Source organism: Sutcliffiella cohnii, from assembly GCF_002250055.1.
In the GTDB taxonomy this organism is placed as follows: Bacteria; Bacillota; Bacilli; order Bacillales; family Bacillaceae_I; genus Sutcliffiella; species Sutcliffiella cohnii.
This window is the reverse complement of record NZ_CP018866.1, coordinates 3,500,573-3,515,946: the sequence shown is the minus strand read 5'-3', so window position 1 is coordinate 3,515,946 and position 15,374 is coordinate 3,500,573. Positions and strand designations below refer to the sequence as shown.

General features: G+C 35.2%; 18 protein-coding genes and 1 riboswitch. Of the genes, 8 read left to right on the top strand and 10 right to left on the bottom strand.

What is annotated here, in order from left to right; translation table 11 throughout:
* The first annotated feature begins 101 nt into the window (after positions 1-101).
* On the top strand, positions 102-539 hold the full coding sequence (locus tag BC6307_RS17550) for a Dps family protein (protein ID WP_066415566.1): 438 nt from the start codon (positions 102-104) through the stop codon (positions 537-539).
* Between the two features lie 104 nt (positions 540-643).
* Here the strand turns inward: BC6307_RS17550 and BC6307_RS17545 are convergent, their stop codons facing one another.
* Entirely contained in the window at positions 644-898 is a 255-nt protein-coding gene (locus BC6307_RS17545; RefSeq protein WP_157076642.1) for a DUF6154 family protein, read from the bottom strand.
* A gap of 149 nt (positions 899-1,047) precedes the next feature.
* On the opposite strand from BC6307_RS17545, the gene BC6307_RS17540 reads away from it, so the two are divergent.
* Together BC6307_RS17540 and ytkD are read left to right on the top strand one after the other, a co-directional pair.
* Positions 1,048-1,377 (top strand): hydrolase, encoded by a 330-nt coding sequence (locus BC6307_RS17540; protein ID WP_066415562.1) that lies wholly within the window; start codon positions 1,048-1,050, stop codon positions 1,375-1,377.
* 105 nt (positions 1,378-1,482) lie between these two features.
* A complete protein-coding gene (gene ytkD, locus BC6307_RS17535; RefSeq protein ID WP_066415560.1) occupies positions 1,483-1,959 on the top strand; it encodes an RNA deprotection pyrophosphohydrolase in 477 nt (158 codons plus the stop codon).
* 28 nt (positions 1,960-1,987) lie between these two features.
* Here the strand turns inward: ytkD and BC6307_RS17530 are convergent, their stop codons facing one another.
* Genes BC6307_RS17530 through BC6307_RS17520 form a run of 3 tightly spaced genes read right to left on the bottom strand, consistent with a single transcriptional unit; the run spans position 1,988 to position 4,563 of the window.
* Positions 1,988-2,797: an ABC transporter permease gene (locus BC6307_RS17530; RefSeq protein WP_066415554.1), complete on the bottom strand. Its 810-nt coding sequence runs from the start codon at positions 2,795-2,797 to the stop codon at positions 1,988-1,990.
* Positions 2,778-3,554, bottom strand: coding sequence for an ABC transporter ATP-binding protein (locus BC6307_RS17525; RefSeq protein WP_066415552.1), 777 nt, complete (start codon positions 3,552-3,554; stop codon positions 2,778-2,780). Before BC6307_RS17525 ends, BC6307_RS17530 begins: the two co-directional genes overlap by 20 nt.
* 10 nt (positions 3,555-3,564) lie before the next feature.
* Positions 3,565-4,563, bottom strand: coding sequence for an ABC transporter substrate-binding protein (locus tag BC6307_RS17520; protein ID WP_066415549.1), 999 nt, complete (start codon positions 4,561-4,563; stop codon positions 3,565-3,567).
* 183 nt (positions 4,564-4,746) lie between these two features.
* On the opposite strand from BC6307_RS17520, the gene BC6307_RS17515 reads away from it, so the two are divergent.
* Positions 4,747-5,541, top strand: coding sequence for an alpha/beta hydrolase family protein (locus BC6307_RS17515; RefSeq protein ID WP_066415625.1), 795 nt, complete (start codon positions 4,747-4,749; stop codon positions 5,539-5,541).
* Positions 5,542-5,608: 67 nt separating this feature from the next.
* Here the strand turns inward: BC6307_RS17515 and pckA are convergent, their stop codons facing one another.
* Positions 5,609-7,195 (bottom strand): phosphoenolpyruvate carboxykinase (ATP), encoded by a 1,587-nt coding sequence (gene pckA / locus BC6307_RS17510; RefSeq protein ID WP_066415547.1) that lies wholly within the window; start codon positions 7,193-7,195, stop codon positions 5,609-5,611.
* 334 nt (positions 7,196-7,529) lie between these two features.
* A riboswitch (SAM riboswitch) is annotated at positions 7,530-7,673 on the top strand.
* A gap of 183 nt (positions 7,674-7,856) precedes the next feature.
* Between pckA and metK the strand changes: the two genes are divergently transcribed.
* Together metK and BC6307_RS17500 are read left to right on the top strand one after the other, a co-directional pair.
* Positions 7,857-9,056, top strand: a complete 1,200-nt coding sequence (gene metK, locus BC6307_RS17505) for a methionine adenosyltransferase (protein WP_066415545.1) — start codon at positions 7,857-7,859, stop codon at positions 9,054-9,056.
* Between the two features lie 289 nt (positions 9,057-9,345).
* The gene (locus BC6307_RS17500; protein WP_066415543.1) at positions 9,346-10,062 is read left to right on the top strand and encodes a YebC/PmpR family DNA-binding transcriptional regulator; all 717 of its coding nucleotides are present in this window, start codon (positions 9,346-9,348) and stop codon (positions 10,060-10,062) included.
* A gap of 76 nt (positions 10,063-10,138) precedes the next feature.
* Here the strand turns inward: BC6307_RS17500 and BC6307_RS25120 are convergent, their stop codons facing one another.
* From BC6307_RS25120 to BC6307_RS17485, 4 genes are all read right to left on the bottom strand, one after another.
* On the bottom strand, positions 10,139-10,309 hold the full coding sequence (locus tag BC6307_RS25120) for a hypothetical protein (protein ID WP_169714890.1): 171 nt from the start codon (positions 10,307-10,309) through the stop codon (positions 10,139-10,141).
* 23 nt (positions 10,310-10,332) lie between these two features.
* Positions 10,333-11,475, bottom strand: coding sequence for a glycosyltransferase family 4 protein (locus BC6307_RS17495; protein WP_066415539.1), 1,143 nt, complete (start codon positions 11,473-11,475; stop codon positions 10,333-10,335).
* A gap of 15 nt (positions 11,476-11,490) precedes the next feature.
* On the bottom strand, positions 11,491-12,030 hold the full coding sequence (locus BC6307_RS17490) for a phosphatase PAP2 family protein (RefSeq protein WP_066415536.1): 540 nt from the start codon (positions 12,028-12,030) through the stop codon (positions 11,491-11,493).
* Between the two features lie 254 nt (positions 12,031-12,284).
* Positions 12,285-12,803, bottom strand: coding sequence for a gamma carbonic anhydrase (locus BC6307_RS17485; protein ID WP_066415530.1), 519 nt, complete (start codon positions 12,801-12,803; stop codon positions 12,285-12,287).
* Between the two features lie 75 nt (positions 12,804-12,878).
* Here BC6307_RS17485 and BC6307_RS17480 point away from each other — a divergent pair, with 75 nt between their 5' ends.
* Both BC6307_RS17480 and BC6307_RS17475 read left to right on the top strand, forming a co-directional pair.
* Positions 12,879-13,679, top strand: a complete 801-nt coding sequence (locus BC6307_RS17480; RefSeq protein WP_066415525.1) for an alpha/beta fold hydrolase — start codon at positions 12,879-12,881, stop codon at positions 13,677-13,679.
* Between the two features lie 2 nt (positions 13,680-13,681).
* Entirely contained in the window at positions 13,682-14,755 is a 1,074-nt protein-coding gene (locus BC6307_RS17475) for a tetraprenyl-beta-curcumene synthase family protein (RefSeq protein ID WP_066415523.1), read from the top strand.
* An 85-nt stretch (positions 14,756-14,840) separates the two neighbouring features.
* Here the strand turns inward: BC6307_RS17475 and BC6307_RS25570 are convergent, their stop codons facing one another.
* Complete coding sequence (locus BC6307_RS25570; RefSeq protein ID WP_268874271.1) at positions 14,841-14,969, bottom strand: hypothetical protein; 129 nt, start codon at positions 14,967-14,969, stop codon at positions 14,841-14,843.
* Between the last annotated feature and the right edge of the window lie 405 nt (positions 14,970-15,374).

Below are 15,374 nucleotides of genomic sequence, written 5' to 3'. Positions count from 1 at the left end.
TAGCAACTTCATTCTATCATGAAAAAAGCTATTTGTGAGGATATGAATAAAAGTTTAAGGTAAAAATAAACGGGTATTGATAGTAATAGGAGGAGATAAATATGGAACAAAAATTAACGAATGTCGTAAATAAACAAGTTGCCAATTGGAGTGTACTTTTCATCAAATTACATAACTATCATTGGTTTGTGAAGGGACCAGAGTTCTTTACTTTACATGCTAAGTTTGAAGAGCTTTATACCGAGGCGGCTACACATATTGATTCTCTAGCTGAACGGTTACTAGCAATTGGTGGGGAACCTGTTGGTACAATGAAGGAAATACTAGAAATTTCTTCTATTATAGAAGCAGAAGGAGAGAAAAGCGCTCAACAAATGGTAGCTTCTATCGCTTCTGACTTTGACGTTTTAATTTCTGAATTAAGAGAAGGAATGGAAATTGCTGAACAGGCAGGCGATGAAACAACTGGAGATATGCTGTTAGCAATTCATGCAAGTGTAGAAAAGCATAATTGGATGTTAAAAGCATTCATGCAATAATAGTTTGTAAAAGCCTTCGATATATTATCGAAGGCTCTTTTCATGCTTATGTTATCGTAAGGAAAGTTTATAAATAGTTCTATAAACCTGTAGGCTCTTTTATGTTAATGTAACAGCCCGCTACTAGATGTAGTCGGATAAATATCACTATCTATAGATAGTCTGTCTTTTATTTTCTCCCGTAATACTATAGCTATTAAGCTTTGTAATTCTTCTTCCTCAAGTTCTTTTAAAATAGTTAAGCAGTTATTTCTATCTAAATTTTGGACGATAGAAATTGTAATCGCATCTACATCTTCATCCTCACGTACCCATTTGTGCCGATATTTTTCAAAAATTCGATCTAAGTATGACATCATTTTAACCTCCTCTTTTTTTAGCTTATGTATAAACGTGGTAATCATGTATTCGATTGTAGTAATAAGCAATGTACCTTCTAAACGAGAATAAAGTGGCATGTTTGAGTAAGAATAATGGAAAGAGATGCATGCCACTGTAAAAGAAAGGGATGGTTAAGATGGAAAAAAAAACTTATTACGTATCACTTGCAGAAGGAGCTATTACTCAAGTTAAAACAGCAACTTCTTGGGACTATGAGATTCAAGCTAATGACGAAGAAATAACGAAATTAAGGGAGTTATTTGACCAAAACTATTCTTCTGATTGGCAATCATTTTGGAGAGCGCACGTGCCATACATTCAGTATCATAACGATAAACAAAACGATGGATATGATAATGGATTGCAGTTAGTTTTTAAAATGCTGTATGAACTAGGGGATGACGAAACAAAGGCGCATATTAAAAATGAGGGACTTTTGGATGGACCATTATCATAATAATAATTCCTTCCCATTTAGCTAGAAAGATATGTTATGATGTAAAAAAACGATCAAGTATATGAGTAATACTTGTTCTTAAAATGGAATGTTGGGGTTATTTTTATGCTACAATTTGATGATATGTACGATAATAAAGTAATGTTATCTTTCGAATATTTACCTTTTAGTGAACATCCAAAACATGTTTGGGTCATATGTAAATATCGCGACACGTGGTTATTGACAAAACATAAAAATAGAGGATTAGAGTTCCCAGGAGGAAAGGTAGAGCAAGGAGAAAGTGCTGATGAGGCGGCAATAAGAGAAGTGAAAGAAGAAACTGGTGGAATAGTAGATATGCTTTACTACGTCGGGCAATATAAGGTGAACGGACGAGATAAGACGATTATTAAGAATGTATACTTTGCTCAAATAAAAGAAATAGAAAAACAAGCGCATTATTTTGAAACGAAAGGTCCGGTACTTTTACAATCGTTACCATCCAATATAAAAAGTAATAATGCATATAGTTTTATTATGAAAGATGATGTTTTAACTTTTAGCATACAAAAATTAAGAGAGAAGCAATTTATTAATTAAATAAAGGCTACCCTATAGGGAGCCTTTTTTATTTTGTGTGTTTAATTAGCTTTTTTTCTAAAAACTCAACTAATTGGTACATAATTGTAGCAAGGACCGCGATTACGAGTAAGCTTAAAAGGACTAAAGTGAAATTAAATACTTGGAAGCCGTATATAATTAAGTAGCCAAGACCTTTTGACGATACAAGGAATTCACCTACAATAACGCCAACCCAAGCTAGCCCTACGTTTACTTTCAATGTGGAAATAATAGTAGGATAGGAGGCTGGTAAAACGGCTTCTTTAAATAGTTGAGTTCTAGAAGCTCCAAATGTTTGTAACACTTTTAAGTAGTTGGTGTCTACTTCTTTAAAAGATGTATAAACAACTATTGTTGTAATGATGATGGAAATAAGCGCACCCATTGCGATGATAGAACCCATATGTGGGCCAATCGCTACAATCAAGATAGGCCCTAAAGCAATTTTAGGCATTGCATTTAGTACTACTAAATATGGCTCTAATACTTTAGAGAAAAATGGTGACCACCATAAAATTGCAGCTAAAATGGTACCTAATAGAGTTCCTAATATAAATCCGAATATCGTTTCCATTAAAGTGATACTCGTATGAACGTATAACGAACCATCGCCTATTTTTTCGATAAACAGTTGAAATATTTTAGATGGGTAACTAAATAGTAACGGGTCAATCCAATGTTTTTTTCCTGCTATTTCCCATAGTGAGAAAAAAGAAACGAAGAGGAGAAGCTGGAAAAAACGTACCCATCGCTTTTCAACTTTTTTCTGCTTTATATATTTTTCATGAAGCAGTTTGTCATTGTTCTGGGTGTTCAAGTTGTTCCAACTCCTTCCATATTTTTTGGAATAGTGTTGCGTAGTCAGGGTGTTGTCTTGCATGAAAAGGAGATAATTCTCTTAATGAATTTGGCACGATAAAAGTCTTTGCGATTTTCCCTGGATTAGCTTTAAATAAAAATATGCGGTCACTCATTGCGATGGCTTCTCCGATATCGTGTGTAACAAGGAGCGCAGTTTTTTCAAAAGCCTTTAATGTAGCCGAAACTAAATCTTCTAGTTTTAACTTTGTTTGATAATCCAATGCGGAAAATGGCTCATCTAAAAGTAATAACATTGGATTCGTTGCTAACGTTCTGACTAAAGCTACCCGCTGCCTCATTCCTCCCGATAGTTCAGATGGATACATCTTTTCAACATTTTCTAACCCTATTTCCGTTAATAAAGATAGTGCCTTCTGTTTCTTTTCTTCTTCTAACATATTTGTGATTTTTAGACCGAGCAAAATATTTTCTTCAATTGTCTTCCAAGGAAATAAATAATCTTGTTGTAGCATGTAGCCAATATTTCCTCGGTTTAGAAGTGGATTCGCTCCTTTAATCCAGACTTCTCCATTCGTTGGTTTTATTAGCCCAGCAACAATGGATAATAACGTCGTTTTTCCACAACCACTAGGGCCTAAAAAGGAGATGAACTCTCCTTCTTCAACAGATAAGGAGACATTTTCTAAAGCTTTCGTTGTACGATCCATAGATAAATATATATGATCTACTGCTTCTATTTTTAAAAAACTCATTTAAATCACCTTAATTTCCAATAACGTTTTCTGCGATGTTTGTATTTACTAACGTCCCATGATCAACTTGAGTCGGTAGTTCTCCTGCTTCTTCCATAATTGCTTGTAAGTTCTCCCACTCTTGTTTATCTAATATTGGGTCTGTAGCAAAAGAGCCTTGGCTTTTATATCGATCAACAACCATTTCGATTAGTTCTAATTCAGTATCATCAAAATAACTTTGAATTACTTCCGCCACTTCTTTAGCAGAATGGTTATCTACCCATTGTTGTGCTTTATATAAAGCTCTCGTAAATTTTTCAACAGTTTCCTCATTTTCATTTATATAGCTTTGTTTTGACATAAAAGTTGTGTACGGGACAAGACCTGACTCTGTTCCGAATGAAGCCACAATATAACCGATTCCTTCTTTTTCAAATATACTTGCTTGTGGTTCAAATAATTGTACGAAGTCACCAGTTCCAGATGCAAAAGCATTAGGTATATTTCCGAAATCTATATTTTGAATTAAGTTTAAGTCGCTATGAGGATCGATACCATGCTGTTTTAATACGAATTCACCGACCATTTGTGGCATGCCGCCGACACGTTGGCCTAAAAATGTAGTATCTTTCAAGTCATCCCAGCTGAAATTATCCAGTTTTTCACGAGAAACTAAAAAAGTTCCATCTGTTTGTGTTAATTGTGCAAAATTTATAACAGGGTCTGTTGCACCTTGTGCATAAACATAAATAGAAGTTTCAGAGCCTACTAATGCAATATCAGCTCCATTGCTAAGTAAAGCTGTCATCGTTTTGTCCCCGCCCCATGCAGTTGTTAATTGTACATCCAAGCCTTCTTCTTCAAAAAAGCCTTTTTCAATCGCAACATATTGGGGAGCATAAAAAATGGAGCGAGTTACTTCGGCAACGCGAACAGTTTGACCATTTGAATTTCCGCATGCAACAATAGAAAATAATAAAACAAACCCAATTATGGAAGCACTTATTATCTTTACATATCTTTTCATCTTACTTCTAACCTCCTCTTTGAAGTGTTTTATATAAACTGGACAGCCCAACAATATATACGGGGGAATGAATATAGTTGCTGGAATGTCCAGGAATAGTTAAACTAATCACTAAATGAATAGGAAAGTTCAACTACTAATTACAATATTCATGTAGGAAAAAATGTGTGAATGCCTAAGGAGATGAAAAACGTGAATAATGATGGAAAAATTATTGATAAAAAACGGTTTCCTTCTCCAAGTTCAAAGATAGATGTATATACAATCACTTATATGAGTGGTGGTTTAAAGGTGAAGGGTCTATTGGCCGAACCTAAAGAGGCTGGAAAGTATGACGGTTTCCTCTACTTGCGTGGGGGAATAAAAAATGTTGGACAAGTTAGGGTAGCAAGAATTGTTCAGTTTGCGTCTGAAGGTTTTGTTGTGATGGCACCATTCTATCGTGGGAACCAAGGTGGAGAGGGAAACGAAGACTTCGCAGGAGATGATCGCCAAGATGCATTTGCGGCTTATCAATTACTTGAGCGATACGAAAAAGTTCAAGCAAATCGCATCCATGTGTTTGGATTTTCAAGAGGAGGTGTAATGGCTTTATTAACAGCCATTCATTTTCCTACTGTTCTGTCAGTTGTATGCTGGGGCGGTGTCTCGGATATGCATTTAACATATGAGGAGCGAGTAGATTTACGTAGAATGTTAAAGAGAGTAGTTGGTGGAACTCCTAATAAAGTACCAGAGCGATATGATTGGCGAACGCCACTATATGAAGTAGAAAAGATTAAAAGTCCTGTACTATTAATTCATGGTGCTAAGGATGAGAATGTGTCAATTGAACACTCCATTCGTCTTGAGAAGCGTTTGAAAGAATTAGAGAAAAGAGTGGAAAGTTGGTATTTTTATGAATTTACTCATTATTTTCCGCCAGAGCAAAACCGAAGAACAGTGAGAAGATTAACGGAGTGGATGAAGAATCAATAGCAGTACCTTGTTACATAGAAAAAGCACGACTGTATGGTATAGACTATCATACAGTCGTGCTTTTTAATTAAACTGTTGGACCACCAAGAGCTAAAATGTTATTTGGAACATGTTGGAATTTTGTGAAATTTTGTTTGAACTTCTCTGCTAGTTCACGTGCTTTTTTATCATATTCTGCTTCACTAGTCCATGTTTTCTTAGGTTGTAATACTTCGTCAGGAACACCAGTTACATGTAAAGGTACGTTTACTCCGAAATATGGATCAGGTTGAAATTCTGCATTTGTTAATTCACCTTCAAGAGCTGCTTGCACCATGGAACGAGTATAGGAAAGTTTCATTCTATTACCTACACCATACTCTCCACCGGTCCACCCTGTATTAACTAAAAATACTTGAACGTTGTGTTCGTCAATTTTCTTTCCTAACATTTCTGCATAAGTTGTTGCAGGTAGTGGTAAGAAAGGTGATCCGAAGCATGTAGAGAACGTTGCCTGTGGTGAAGTGATGCCACGTTCTGTTCCAGCAAGTTTACTTGTGTAACCGCTTAAAAAATGGAACATAGCTTGTTCTTTTGATAATTTGCTAATAGGAGGTAGTACCCCAGTTGCATCAGCTGTTAAAAATATAATAGTTGTTGGATGCCCAGCAACGCTTGGATCAACAATGTTATTCATTGCTTGTAATGGATATGCTGCACGAGTGTTTTCTGTTAGTGACGAATCATCGTAATCAGGAATTCTACTGTTTTCATTTAATACTACATTTTCTAATACAGATCCGAAGCGGATGCTATCAAAAATTTGTGGTTCTTTTTCTTGAGAAAGTCCGATACATTTTGCATAACAACCACCTTCAATGTTGAATACACCAGTGTTGGACCAACCATGTTCGTCGTCACCAATTAATTTACGATTTGGATCGGCAGAAAGGGTCGTTTTACCAGTTCCTGATAACCCGAAAAACAACGCCACATCTCCTTCACGACCTACGTTAGCAGAGCAGTGCATCGGCAAAATACCGTTTTCAGGTAATAAGTAGTTCATAATCGAGAAAATTGATTTTTTCATTTCGCCAGCATATTCTGTACCGCCTATTAAAATAATTCTCTTTTTAAACGATACTAAAATGAATGCTTCAGAGTTTGTTTTATCAATTGAAGGATCAGCCTTAAACGTTGGTGCCGAAATAATCGAAAATCCAGCTTCATGTGTTGCTACTTCTTCTTCTGTTGGACGAATAAATAATTGGTGTGCAAAAAGGTTGTGCCATGCAAATTCATTGATAACTTGAATTGGTAAGCGATACTTCTCGTCTGCACCTGCAAAACCTTTAAAAATAAAAATTTCATCTTTGTTTTCTAAGTAATGAACAACCTTATTATATAATGCATCAAATACATCTTCAGAAATAGGTTGATTTACTTTTCCCCAGTCTACTTTATCTTTACTGATTTCGTCTTGGACGATAAATTTATCTTTCGGTGATCTACCTGTGTATTTTCCAGTAGTTGCAAGCACTGCACCTGTTGCAGATAAAGTTCCTTCTTTTCTTTCTAAAACTTTTTCTACCAATTGTGGGACAGATAATTGTACATTTGCATTGCTTCCATATAATAATGTAGATAGTCCGTTATCGATACCAACCGTTTTCATCTTTAAACTCTCCTTCAGAAAAGTGTATTGTTTATGTTAATAATTAAAAGTATAACACATTAACATCAATAGTCCATACTAATTGTGATATTTTATGTAAAGATTACAATGGAAGTTCATAAAATACACTTTTTTCTCAAATTTGGTATAGATAGCGTCATATTGATGAACTCTAACATTGTAGTAGTTGATAAAGCTAGTGGAAGATTATTTCATAGTATATATTCACTATATTATAAAAATACAAGTATTTCTCTTTTTTTCTTTAGGAAAAATGTCGGTTTTTGTTGACATAGATAGTTTCACTACGATAATATAAATCACTGAACGGATACTCTTATCCCGAGATGGTGGAGGGACAGGCCCGATGAAACCCAGCAACCTGCTCATTTAACTGCAATACATACTGGGCATATTTAATGAAGTGAGAAAAGGTGCTAACCTGAAGCAAAGTATTATATGCTTTGCGTGATAAGAGTGAAAGGCGATAAATCTTCAACCTTTCCTCAAAAAAAGGAAAGGTTTTTTATATTTTGACACAAGATAAGGGAGAGCGTTATATATTAACATTGGAGCTTATCTTAAAGTTTTATTGGGAAAGTGGAGATCCGTATCATGATGGTGATATACACCGATAATTATAAAGGAGGAACTTTATAAAATGACAAAACAACGTCGTTTATTTACTTCTGAGTCCGTTACTGAGGGACACCCGGACAAAATTTGTGATCAAATTTCTGATTCTATCCTGGATGCTATTTTGGCAAATGACCCTAATGCCCGCGTAGCTTGTGAAACATCTGTTACTACAGGTCTTGTATTAGTTGCTGGTGAAATTACAACATCTACATACGTAGATATTCCTAAAATTGTTCGTGAAACTATTCAAGGTATCGGATATACGCGTGCGAAATACGGATTTGATGCGGAAACGTGTGCAGTATTAACTTCAATAGATGAGCAATCTGCTGATATCGCGATGGGGGTAGACCAAGCGTTAGAGGCACGTGAAGGACAAATGACAGATGCGGAAATCGAGGCTATTGGAGCTGGAGACCAAGGTTTAATGTTTGGTTTTGCTTGTAATGAAACGAAAGAATTAATGCCATTACCAATATCTCTTGCTCACAAATTAGCTCGTCGTCTAACTGAAGTAAGAAAAGAAGAAATCTTACCATACTTACGTCCAGACGGTAAAACACAGGTAACAGTGGAGTATGATGAGAACGACAAACCTGTTCGTATTGATACGATTGTTATTTCAACACAACATCACCCAGAAATTACGTTAGAGCAAATTCAACGCAATATTAAAGAGTACGTTATTAATCCAGTTGTTCCAGCTGAATTAATTGACGAAAACACTAAATATTTCATCAACCCAACAGGTCGTTTCGTAATTGGTGGACCTCAAGGGGATGCTGGTTTAACTGGTAGAAAAATTATTGTTGATACGTACGGTGGTTATGCACGTCATGGTGGAGGAGCTTTCTCTGGTAAGGATGCTACTAAAGTAGACCGCTCTGGTGCTTATGCTGCTCGTTACGTTGCGAAAAACATCGTTGCTGCAGAACTTGCTGACAAATGTGAAGTGCAACTAGCATATGCAATTGGTGTTGCTCAACCAGTTTCTATCGCAGTTGATACTTTCGGAACTGGAAAATTATCAGAAGAGAAATTAGTAGAACTTGTACGTGCTAATTTTGACTTACGTCCAGCAGGTATTATTAAAATGCTTGACTTACGTCGCCCGATTTACAAACAAACAGCTGCTTACGGCCACTTCGGACGTAACGACCTTGACCTTCCTTGGGAGCGTACAGATAAAGCTACTGCATTAAAAGAACAAGCAAACGCTTAATAGATGTAACCAAAAAACTGCAGAGATTCCTTTGCAGTTTTTTGGTGTAAAATTGAAAGGATTTTTATTTTCAAAACTAACAACATAGTGAAGAAGAATACGGAAGGCATACACCGGAGAGATTCATGGACGATAGCGAAGTGAAACTGTAACATGGTAGAATACTATAGCACCTTCGCTTTTGTATGTTTATTTTTTCTAACACTTAACAAATCATAGCCTATAGCGTTATAATATATTTGCTATAAAACTTCTGCTTATAGACTTATGTTGAAAGTGAGTGTTTTTGATGGGCCGTAAATGGAACAACATTAAAGAAAAAAAGGCTGCAAAAGATGCAAATACGAGCCGAATATATGCGAAATTCGGTCGTGAAATTTATGTAGTAGCAAAACAGGGAGAGCCTGACCCAGAACTAAATCAAGCATTACGCTTTGTTTTAGAAAAGGCAAAAACATATAATGTTCCGAGAGCAATTATTGACCGTGCCATTGAAAAAGCAAAAGGTGGCGGAGAAGAAACTTACGATAAACTTCGTTACGAAGGATTTGGTCCGAATGGTTCAATGGTTATAGTAGATGCATTAACGAACAATGTGAATAGAACAGCTTCGGAAGTTCGTGCTGCTTTTGGTAAAAATGGTGGTAACATGGGTGTAAGTGGTTCTGTCGCTTACATGTTCGATTCGACTGCGGTTATTGGTGTAGAAGGGAAGTCTGCTGACGAGGTATTAGAGTTATTAATGGAAGCAGATCTTGATGCACGTGATATATTAGAGGAAGAAGATACGGTCATCGTTTATGCAGAGCCAGACCAATTTCATGCTGTTCAAGAGGCGTTTAAAAATGCAGGGGTTACAGAATTTAAAGTAGCGGAATTAACAATGTTACCTCAAACGGAAGTAACCTTATCGGAAGATTCATTAGCACAGTTTGAGAAAATGATTGATGCGTTAGAAGATTTAGAAGATGTTCAACAAGTTTATCATAACGTAGACTTAGGCTAATAATTTAAAAGGGTGTACTAAATAGCCAGCCGCCATTGTAATTAATTGGGGGCGAGTATTTAGAACACCCTTTTCTTTAGCTTTCAGACTGTGGGTTATTTAATAATTCCTCTTGTTCATTCGGTTCCATTCCATTTTGCTCTTGAATATTATTTTGAATCTTTTTATTTATTATAGACTCGCTTTTAATATTCATGTTAGGAGGTAGATTATTATTTCTACTAGCTTGTTTATTCCAAGTTGACATATTACTACTCACCTCTTAAAAAATTAAGCTAAATGTTGAAGAGCAATACTTTTTAACACTTCTTCGTATTCCATTACTAAATTATCGAAAATAGAATCCCAGGACTGTGTTAATGCGTATTGTCTTGCTTTTTGACTCATATTATACATAACAGCCTCATTTTTTAAAAAATAAGTAATTTTTTCTACAAACTCATTCGTATCTTTTTCAACACATAAAAACCCTGTTACTCCTTCTTTGACAATCGAACGTACTCCACCTGCATTTGCCGCAATCGTTGGGGTGCCACAGGCTAATGCTTCTAACACTACATTACCGAACGTTTCTGTTGTAGACGGAAATACAAAAACGTTAGCGCTAGCATATACTGCTGCCAACTCTTCTCCTTTTAAAAAACCTGTAAAAGTCATGTTTTTTGGTGCAAGTTTCTTTAATTCTTCTTTAAGTGGGCCATCGCCAACTACTAACCAGTGCGAGTTTTGCTTGATTTCTGGAGGTAGGTTTTCAGCAATTTCAGGTAAGAGTAAAACATCTTTTTCCGGTGCAAGTCTACCTACATATAAGAGGATATATTTTTCTTTAATATTATATTTCCCCCTCACTTCCTGTTCATTAAATAATGGATGAAAAACGGTACTATCTACACCTCGTGACCAAATAGCTAACCTTGTAAAACCTTTTTTTGTTAAATGTTCTTCGGTTTGTATAGAAGGAACAAATATTTTTTCTAACGGCCGATGAAACCATCCCATGTATTTCCAAAGAAGTTTAGAAAACAATTGAAGGTCATAATACTCTAAATATTTATCGAAATCTGTATGATACGAACCGACAATGGGGATGTTTAGTTTTTTCGCATAATGCAATCCACATAACCCCATATTAAAGGGAGTAGCAACGTGTATAATGTCAGGCTTAAATCGAATAAGCTCTTCTTTTACTTGTGATGTTTTAGGTAAGGCGAGTCGACATTCTGGATATAGGAAAAATGGAAAACTAGTAAAACGATGAACATGTGTAGAGAAAAATTCTTTTTCGGTACTTTCCGGTGCAAAAACACGGAATTCAATTTGTTCCTTTGTTAAATAATCTGTATAGCGTTTTAAAGTCTTCGCAACCCCATTAACTTCAGGAAAAAAAGTATCAGTGAAAATAGCGATTTTCATTGTATTCCCTCCAAATTAGATAAAATAGGTGTGTATAAAAGCATGAGAAACATATCCCGCTGTACAGCCTAGTAAACAACCGACAATAACATCTGATGGATAGTGCAGTCCTAAATAAATTCTAGAAAGACCGACAGCACAAGCGACAGGCAGTAATAAAATTGATAATGTAGGATAAAAAATAATAAAAGGAACTACAATGGAAAAGATTGCTGTCGTATGACCAGATGGAAAAGAATGATCTTTTAAAGGATTTTGAGTAACGTTAATATGTTCAATTACTAAATAGGGACGTTTCCTAGGTAATAATTTTTTTAATAGAGCAACTGGAATATGGCTAATAGTAAGAGCAACTGCACTTGCTATTGCAGTAGTATGCAGTGAATGAGAAGAAAAAATAATGAAAAGTAGTGAAATTGAAATAGTAAAAGATGCTCCACCTAAATGTGTAACCCCATGAAAAAATGTGTTTAATAGCTTTCTCTTGTAAAATTGGTTAATATACTTAAAAAGGAAGCATTCGAATGTATAAATGTGAGTGAAAAGCTTAGCCATCTTATAACCCCTTTTCATTTCTTTTATAATCATTTTAATAGAGGAATATTTAGGAAATACTAACATGTTGTAAAAAGAATGTTAAAGCTTTTTTCAACCAAAAAATGACCATGTATGAATACATTCATGGTCATGTTAAAGCGACTGGCAACAAAATCATTAATACAAAGCGAAAGATTGTATCATTAGCGTATAATTTGAATTTAATTACGATTCATAACAAAATAGTAATAATAGATAATAGTAGAAAATAATTATGATTGGATGGATTTGTAATATTGGCCTTTTTCCACATATTCTCTTCTAATACGTGCCATATCTTTACGATCTTCGTCATTTAAATCTCGAATTACTTTTGCTGGTCTTCCGAACGCTAGCGTATTAGGAGGAATTACTTTGCCGGGAGGTACTAAGCTACCTGCCCCTATAAAAGCTCCTTCTCCTATTTCAGCACCATCTAAAATAATGGAATTCATGCCTATTAGTGCGTCTTTTCGAATAATCGAGCTATGTAATGTGCATTGATGGCCGATTGTAACGTCATCCTCTATAACTAACGGACGATTTGGACTTTGGTGAAGAAGAGACTGATCTTGAATATTTACTCGGTTTCCAATAATAGTTGGAGCGACATCACCGCGTATTACAGTGTGAAACCATATACTACACTGTTGGCCAATTGTAACGTCACCAGTAATTACTGCGAAATCAGCAATATATGTGGTAGAATCAATATTTGGTTTCTTATCTTTGTAAGGATAAAGTTTATACATGTTGGTTACCCCCAATATGCTTTTTCTTTTATCATAACAAAGAAACTTACATATTTACATGTGGGAGTTGAGAATGTGAGACAATGGTTAACAACTGCTGATAACAAAAAAGGTACAATTGTAATTGTACATAGTGCTTTAGATTATCACGGACGATATGAATTACTTATTAAATTTTTCAACCGTTCTGGTTTTCATGTCATAATGGGTGATCTTCCTGGTCAAGGGTTATCGACTAGAAGGAAAGGTCATATAGAAAGCTTTGAGGAATATATAAATGAAGTGGATAAATGGGTAAAGCAAGCATATTTATTAGAACCGCCAGTATTTGTATATGGCCATAGCATTGGCGGGCTTGCTGTTATTAGAACGTTACAAAAAAGACAGGATTTATTAATTCAAGGTGTTATATTATCATCCCCAAGCCTCGAACTTTCTAAAAAACCTAGCAAAGGGATAGAATTGTTTGCGAAGGGATTAGATAAAATTAAGCCTTCGTTACTAATCTCGACAGGATTAAGTATAGAAGATGTTACAAGAAATGAAGAGATGTATCTTATTGGGAGAGAGGACGCGAAATATAGTGCCAAAATCTCCGTTCATTGGTATCGAGAAGTAACGAACGCAATGAAATTAGCTTTTAATGAACAAGATTATTTTCCTTACGAATTACCACTTTTAGTGTTGCAAGCGGGTGACGATCAAGTGGTGGAAAAAGAATCTACTATTCAATGGTTCGATCGTTTAGCGAGTATAAATAAAAGTTATCGTGAATTTAACGGTTTATATCATGAGCTCTTTAATGAACCAGAAAGAAAACAAGTGTATCGCCATATCCTTGCATTTTTACAATTGAACTTGGAAGGAAGTGATTAATCTTGAAGATTCCTACCCATCCAATTAGTCTAATGAAGCGAGTTTATAGAGATGTATTCCCAATTGTCTACCGTGAATTAAGTTATTGGAAAGCGAGAGCAGAAAAAATCCCTAATGATGAATTACGGACGCAAGCATTAGCTAGTATTGAAACAAAGACGTTTCATTGCGAAGGTGGGGCAATTCTTTCATTATTATCAGAAGATGAACTAGAAAAGTGTATTAAATTTATTGTAGCCTACCAAACGATTAGTGATTACTTAGATAATTTGTGTGACAGAAGTACATCACTAGATCCTATCGATTTTCGAGCTTTACATGATGCAATGCCTGATGCACTAACAGTAGGCGCACCGATAAAAAATTATTATGCCTATAGAGAGGATCAAGAGGATGGGGGTTACTTAGCTGATCTCGTTCTTGCTTGTCAATCGGTGTTAAAGGAAAATAAACATTATGCCAGTATTCGGCAAGAGCTATTACAGTTAGCGAACTACTATTGTGATTTACAAGTGCATAAACATGTAGCGGAAGAAGAAAGAGTCCCAAGATTGCAAAAGTGGTTTACTGAAAATAAAAGTACACTGCCTGAAATGGAGTGGTATGAATTTTCTGCTTGCTCAGGTTCCACTTTAGGAATTTTCTGCTTAGTTTCTTCTTCTTTCCATCAATCATTTCAATTAGAGCATGGCAAGCGAATTGTGAAAGGTTATTTTCCGTATATTCAAGGGCTACATATTTTATTAGATTATTTTATTGATCAAGAAGAGGACCAACTTGGTGGAGATTTGAATTTTTGTTTTTACTACCCAGATGAGACAAAACTTTTGGAACGACTCCAGCACTTTTTAGAAAAGGCAGATGAGTTTACTGCAGGACTACCAAACGAAAAATTTCATCGATTAATAAATCGAGGGTTGCTTGGTGTGTATTTGTCGGATCGTAAAGTAGCTGAACGTAAGGAAGTATCTACGTTGGCGAAAAAAATTATCCGCTCTAGCGGAGGAACAGCCTTCTTCTTCTATGTAAATGGACGAGCATATCGGACGATACAAAAATGGAGGAAGTCTTCCTAAATAATAAGAAGAAAAAAGCTTTAAGAGGAAAAAATCCTCTTAAAGCTTTTTTTCATTTTTAAAATAGTAGATGTTAAAACACAAACTACCACTCTTTAGTAGTTTCTAATAAATGATCTATTTCAATAAGTTTTATCACATTTTTAGTATCTATTTTGGTCATTTCAGATGTTGCATCTAGCAGTTCATCTATATCCAACTTGGCCATCTTCATAATTAGACCTCCATAAATATTAATAGTATTTAAACATACTATACGAAACGATATTTATGTTTCTGGGAGTACAAGTTTCTTTTTCTTAGAAAAACAATCTTAGAAATATTATTCTAATATATTTATAAAATGTAGTTATAAGCGCTTTATTTCGACTAAAAATTTCCTCGTCTAGAAAAAGAGCTTAAATTTTTGAACGAATTGTGGCATTTTAGTCAAAGAATTATTGACTATTTTGTGTCATGTTTCACAAACTATTGTTTTCTAGCAGTCTCAAAGAATAACATGTATTAATGAGTAGTAACTCTATAACGGTATAATAATTCAACCAACCGTAAAAACATCCCCATCTGTAAGTAAAGTCAAGGAAGTAAGTGTGGAAGTAACGGTTGGTAACACCCCGAT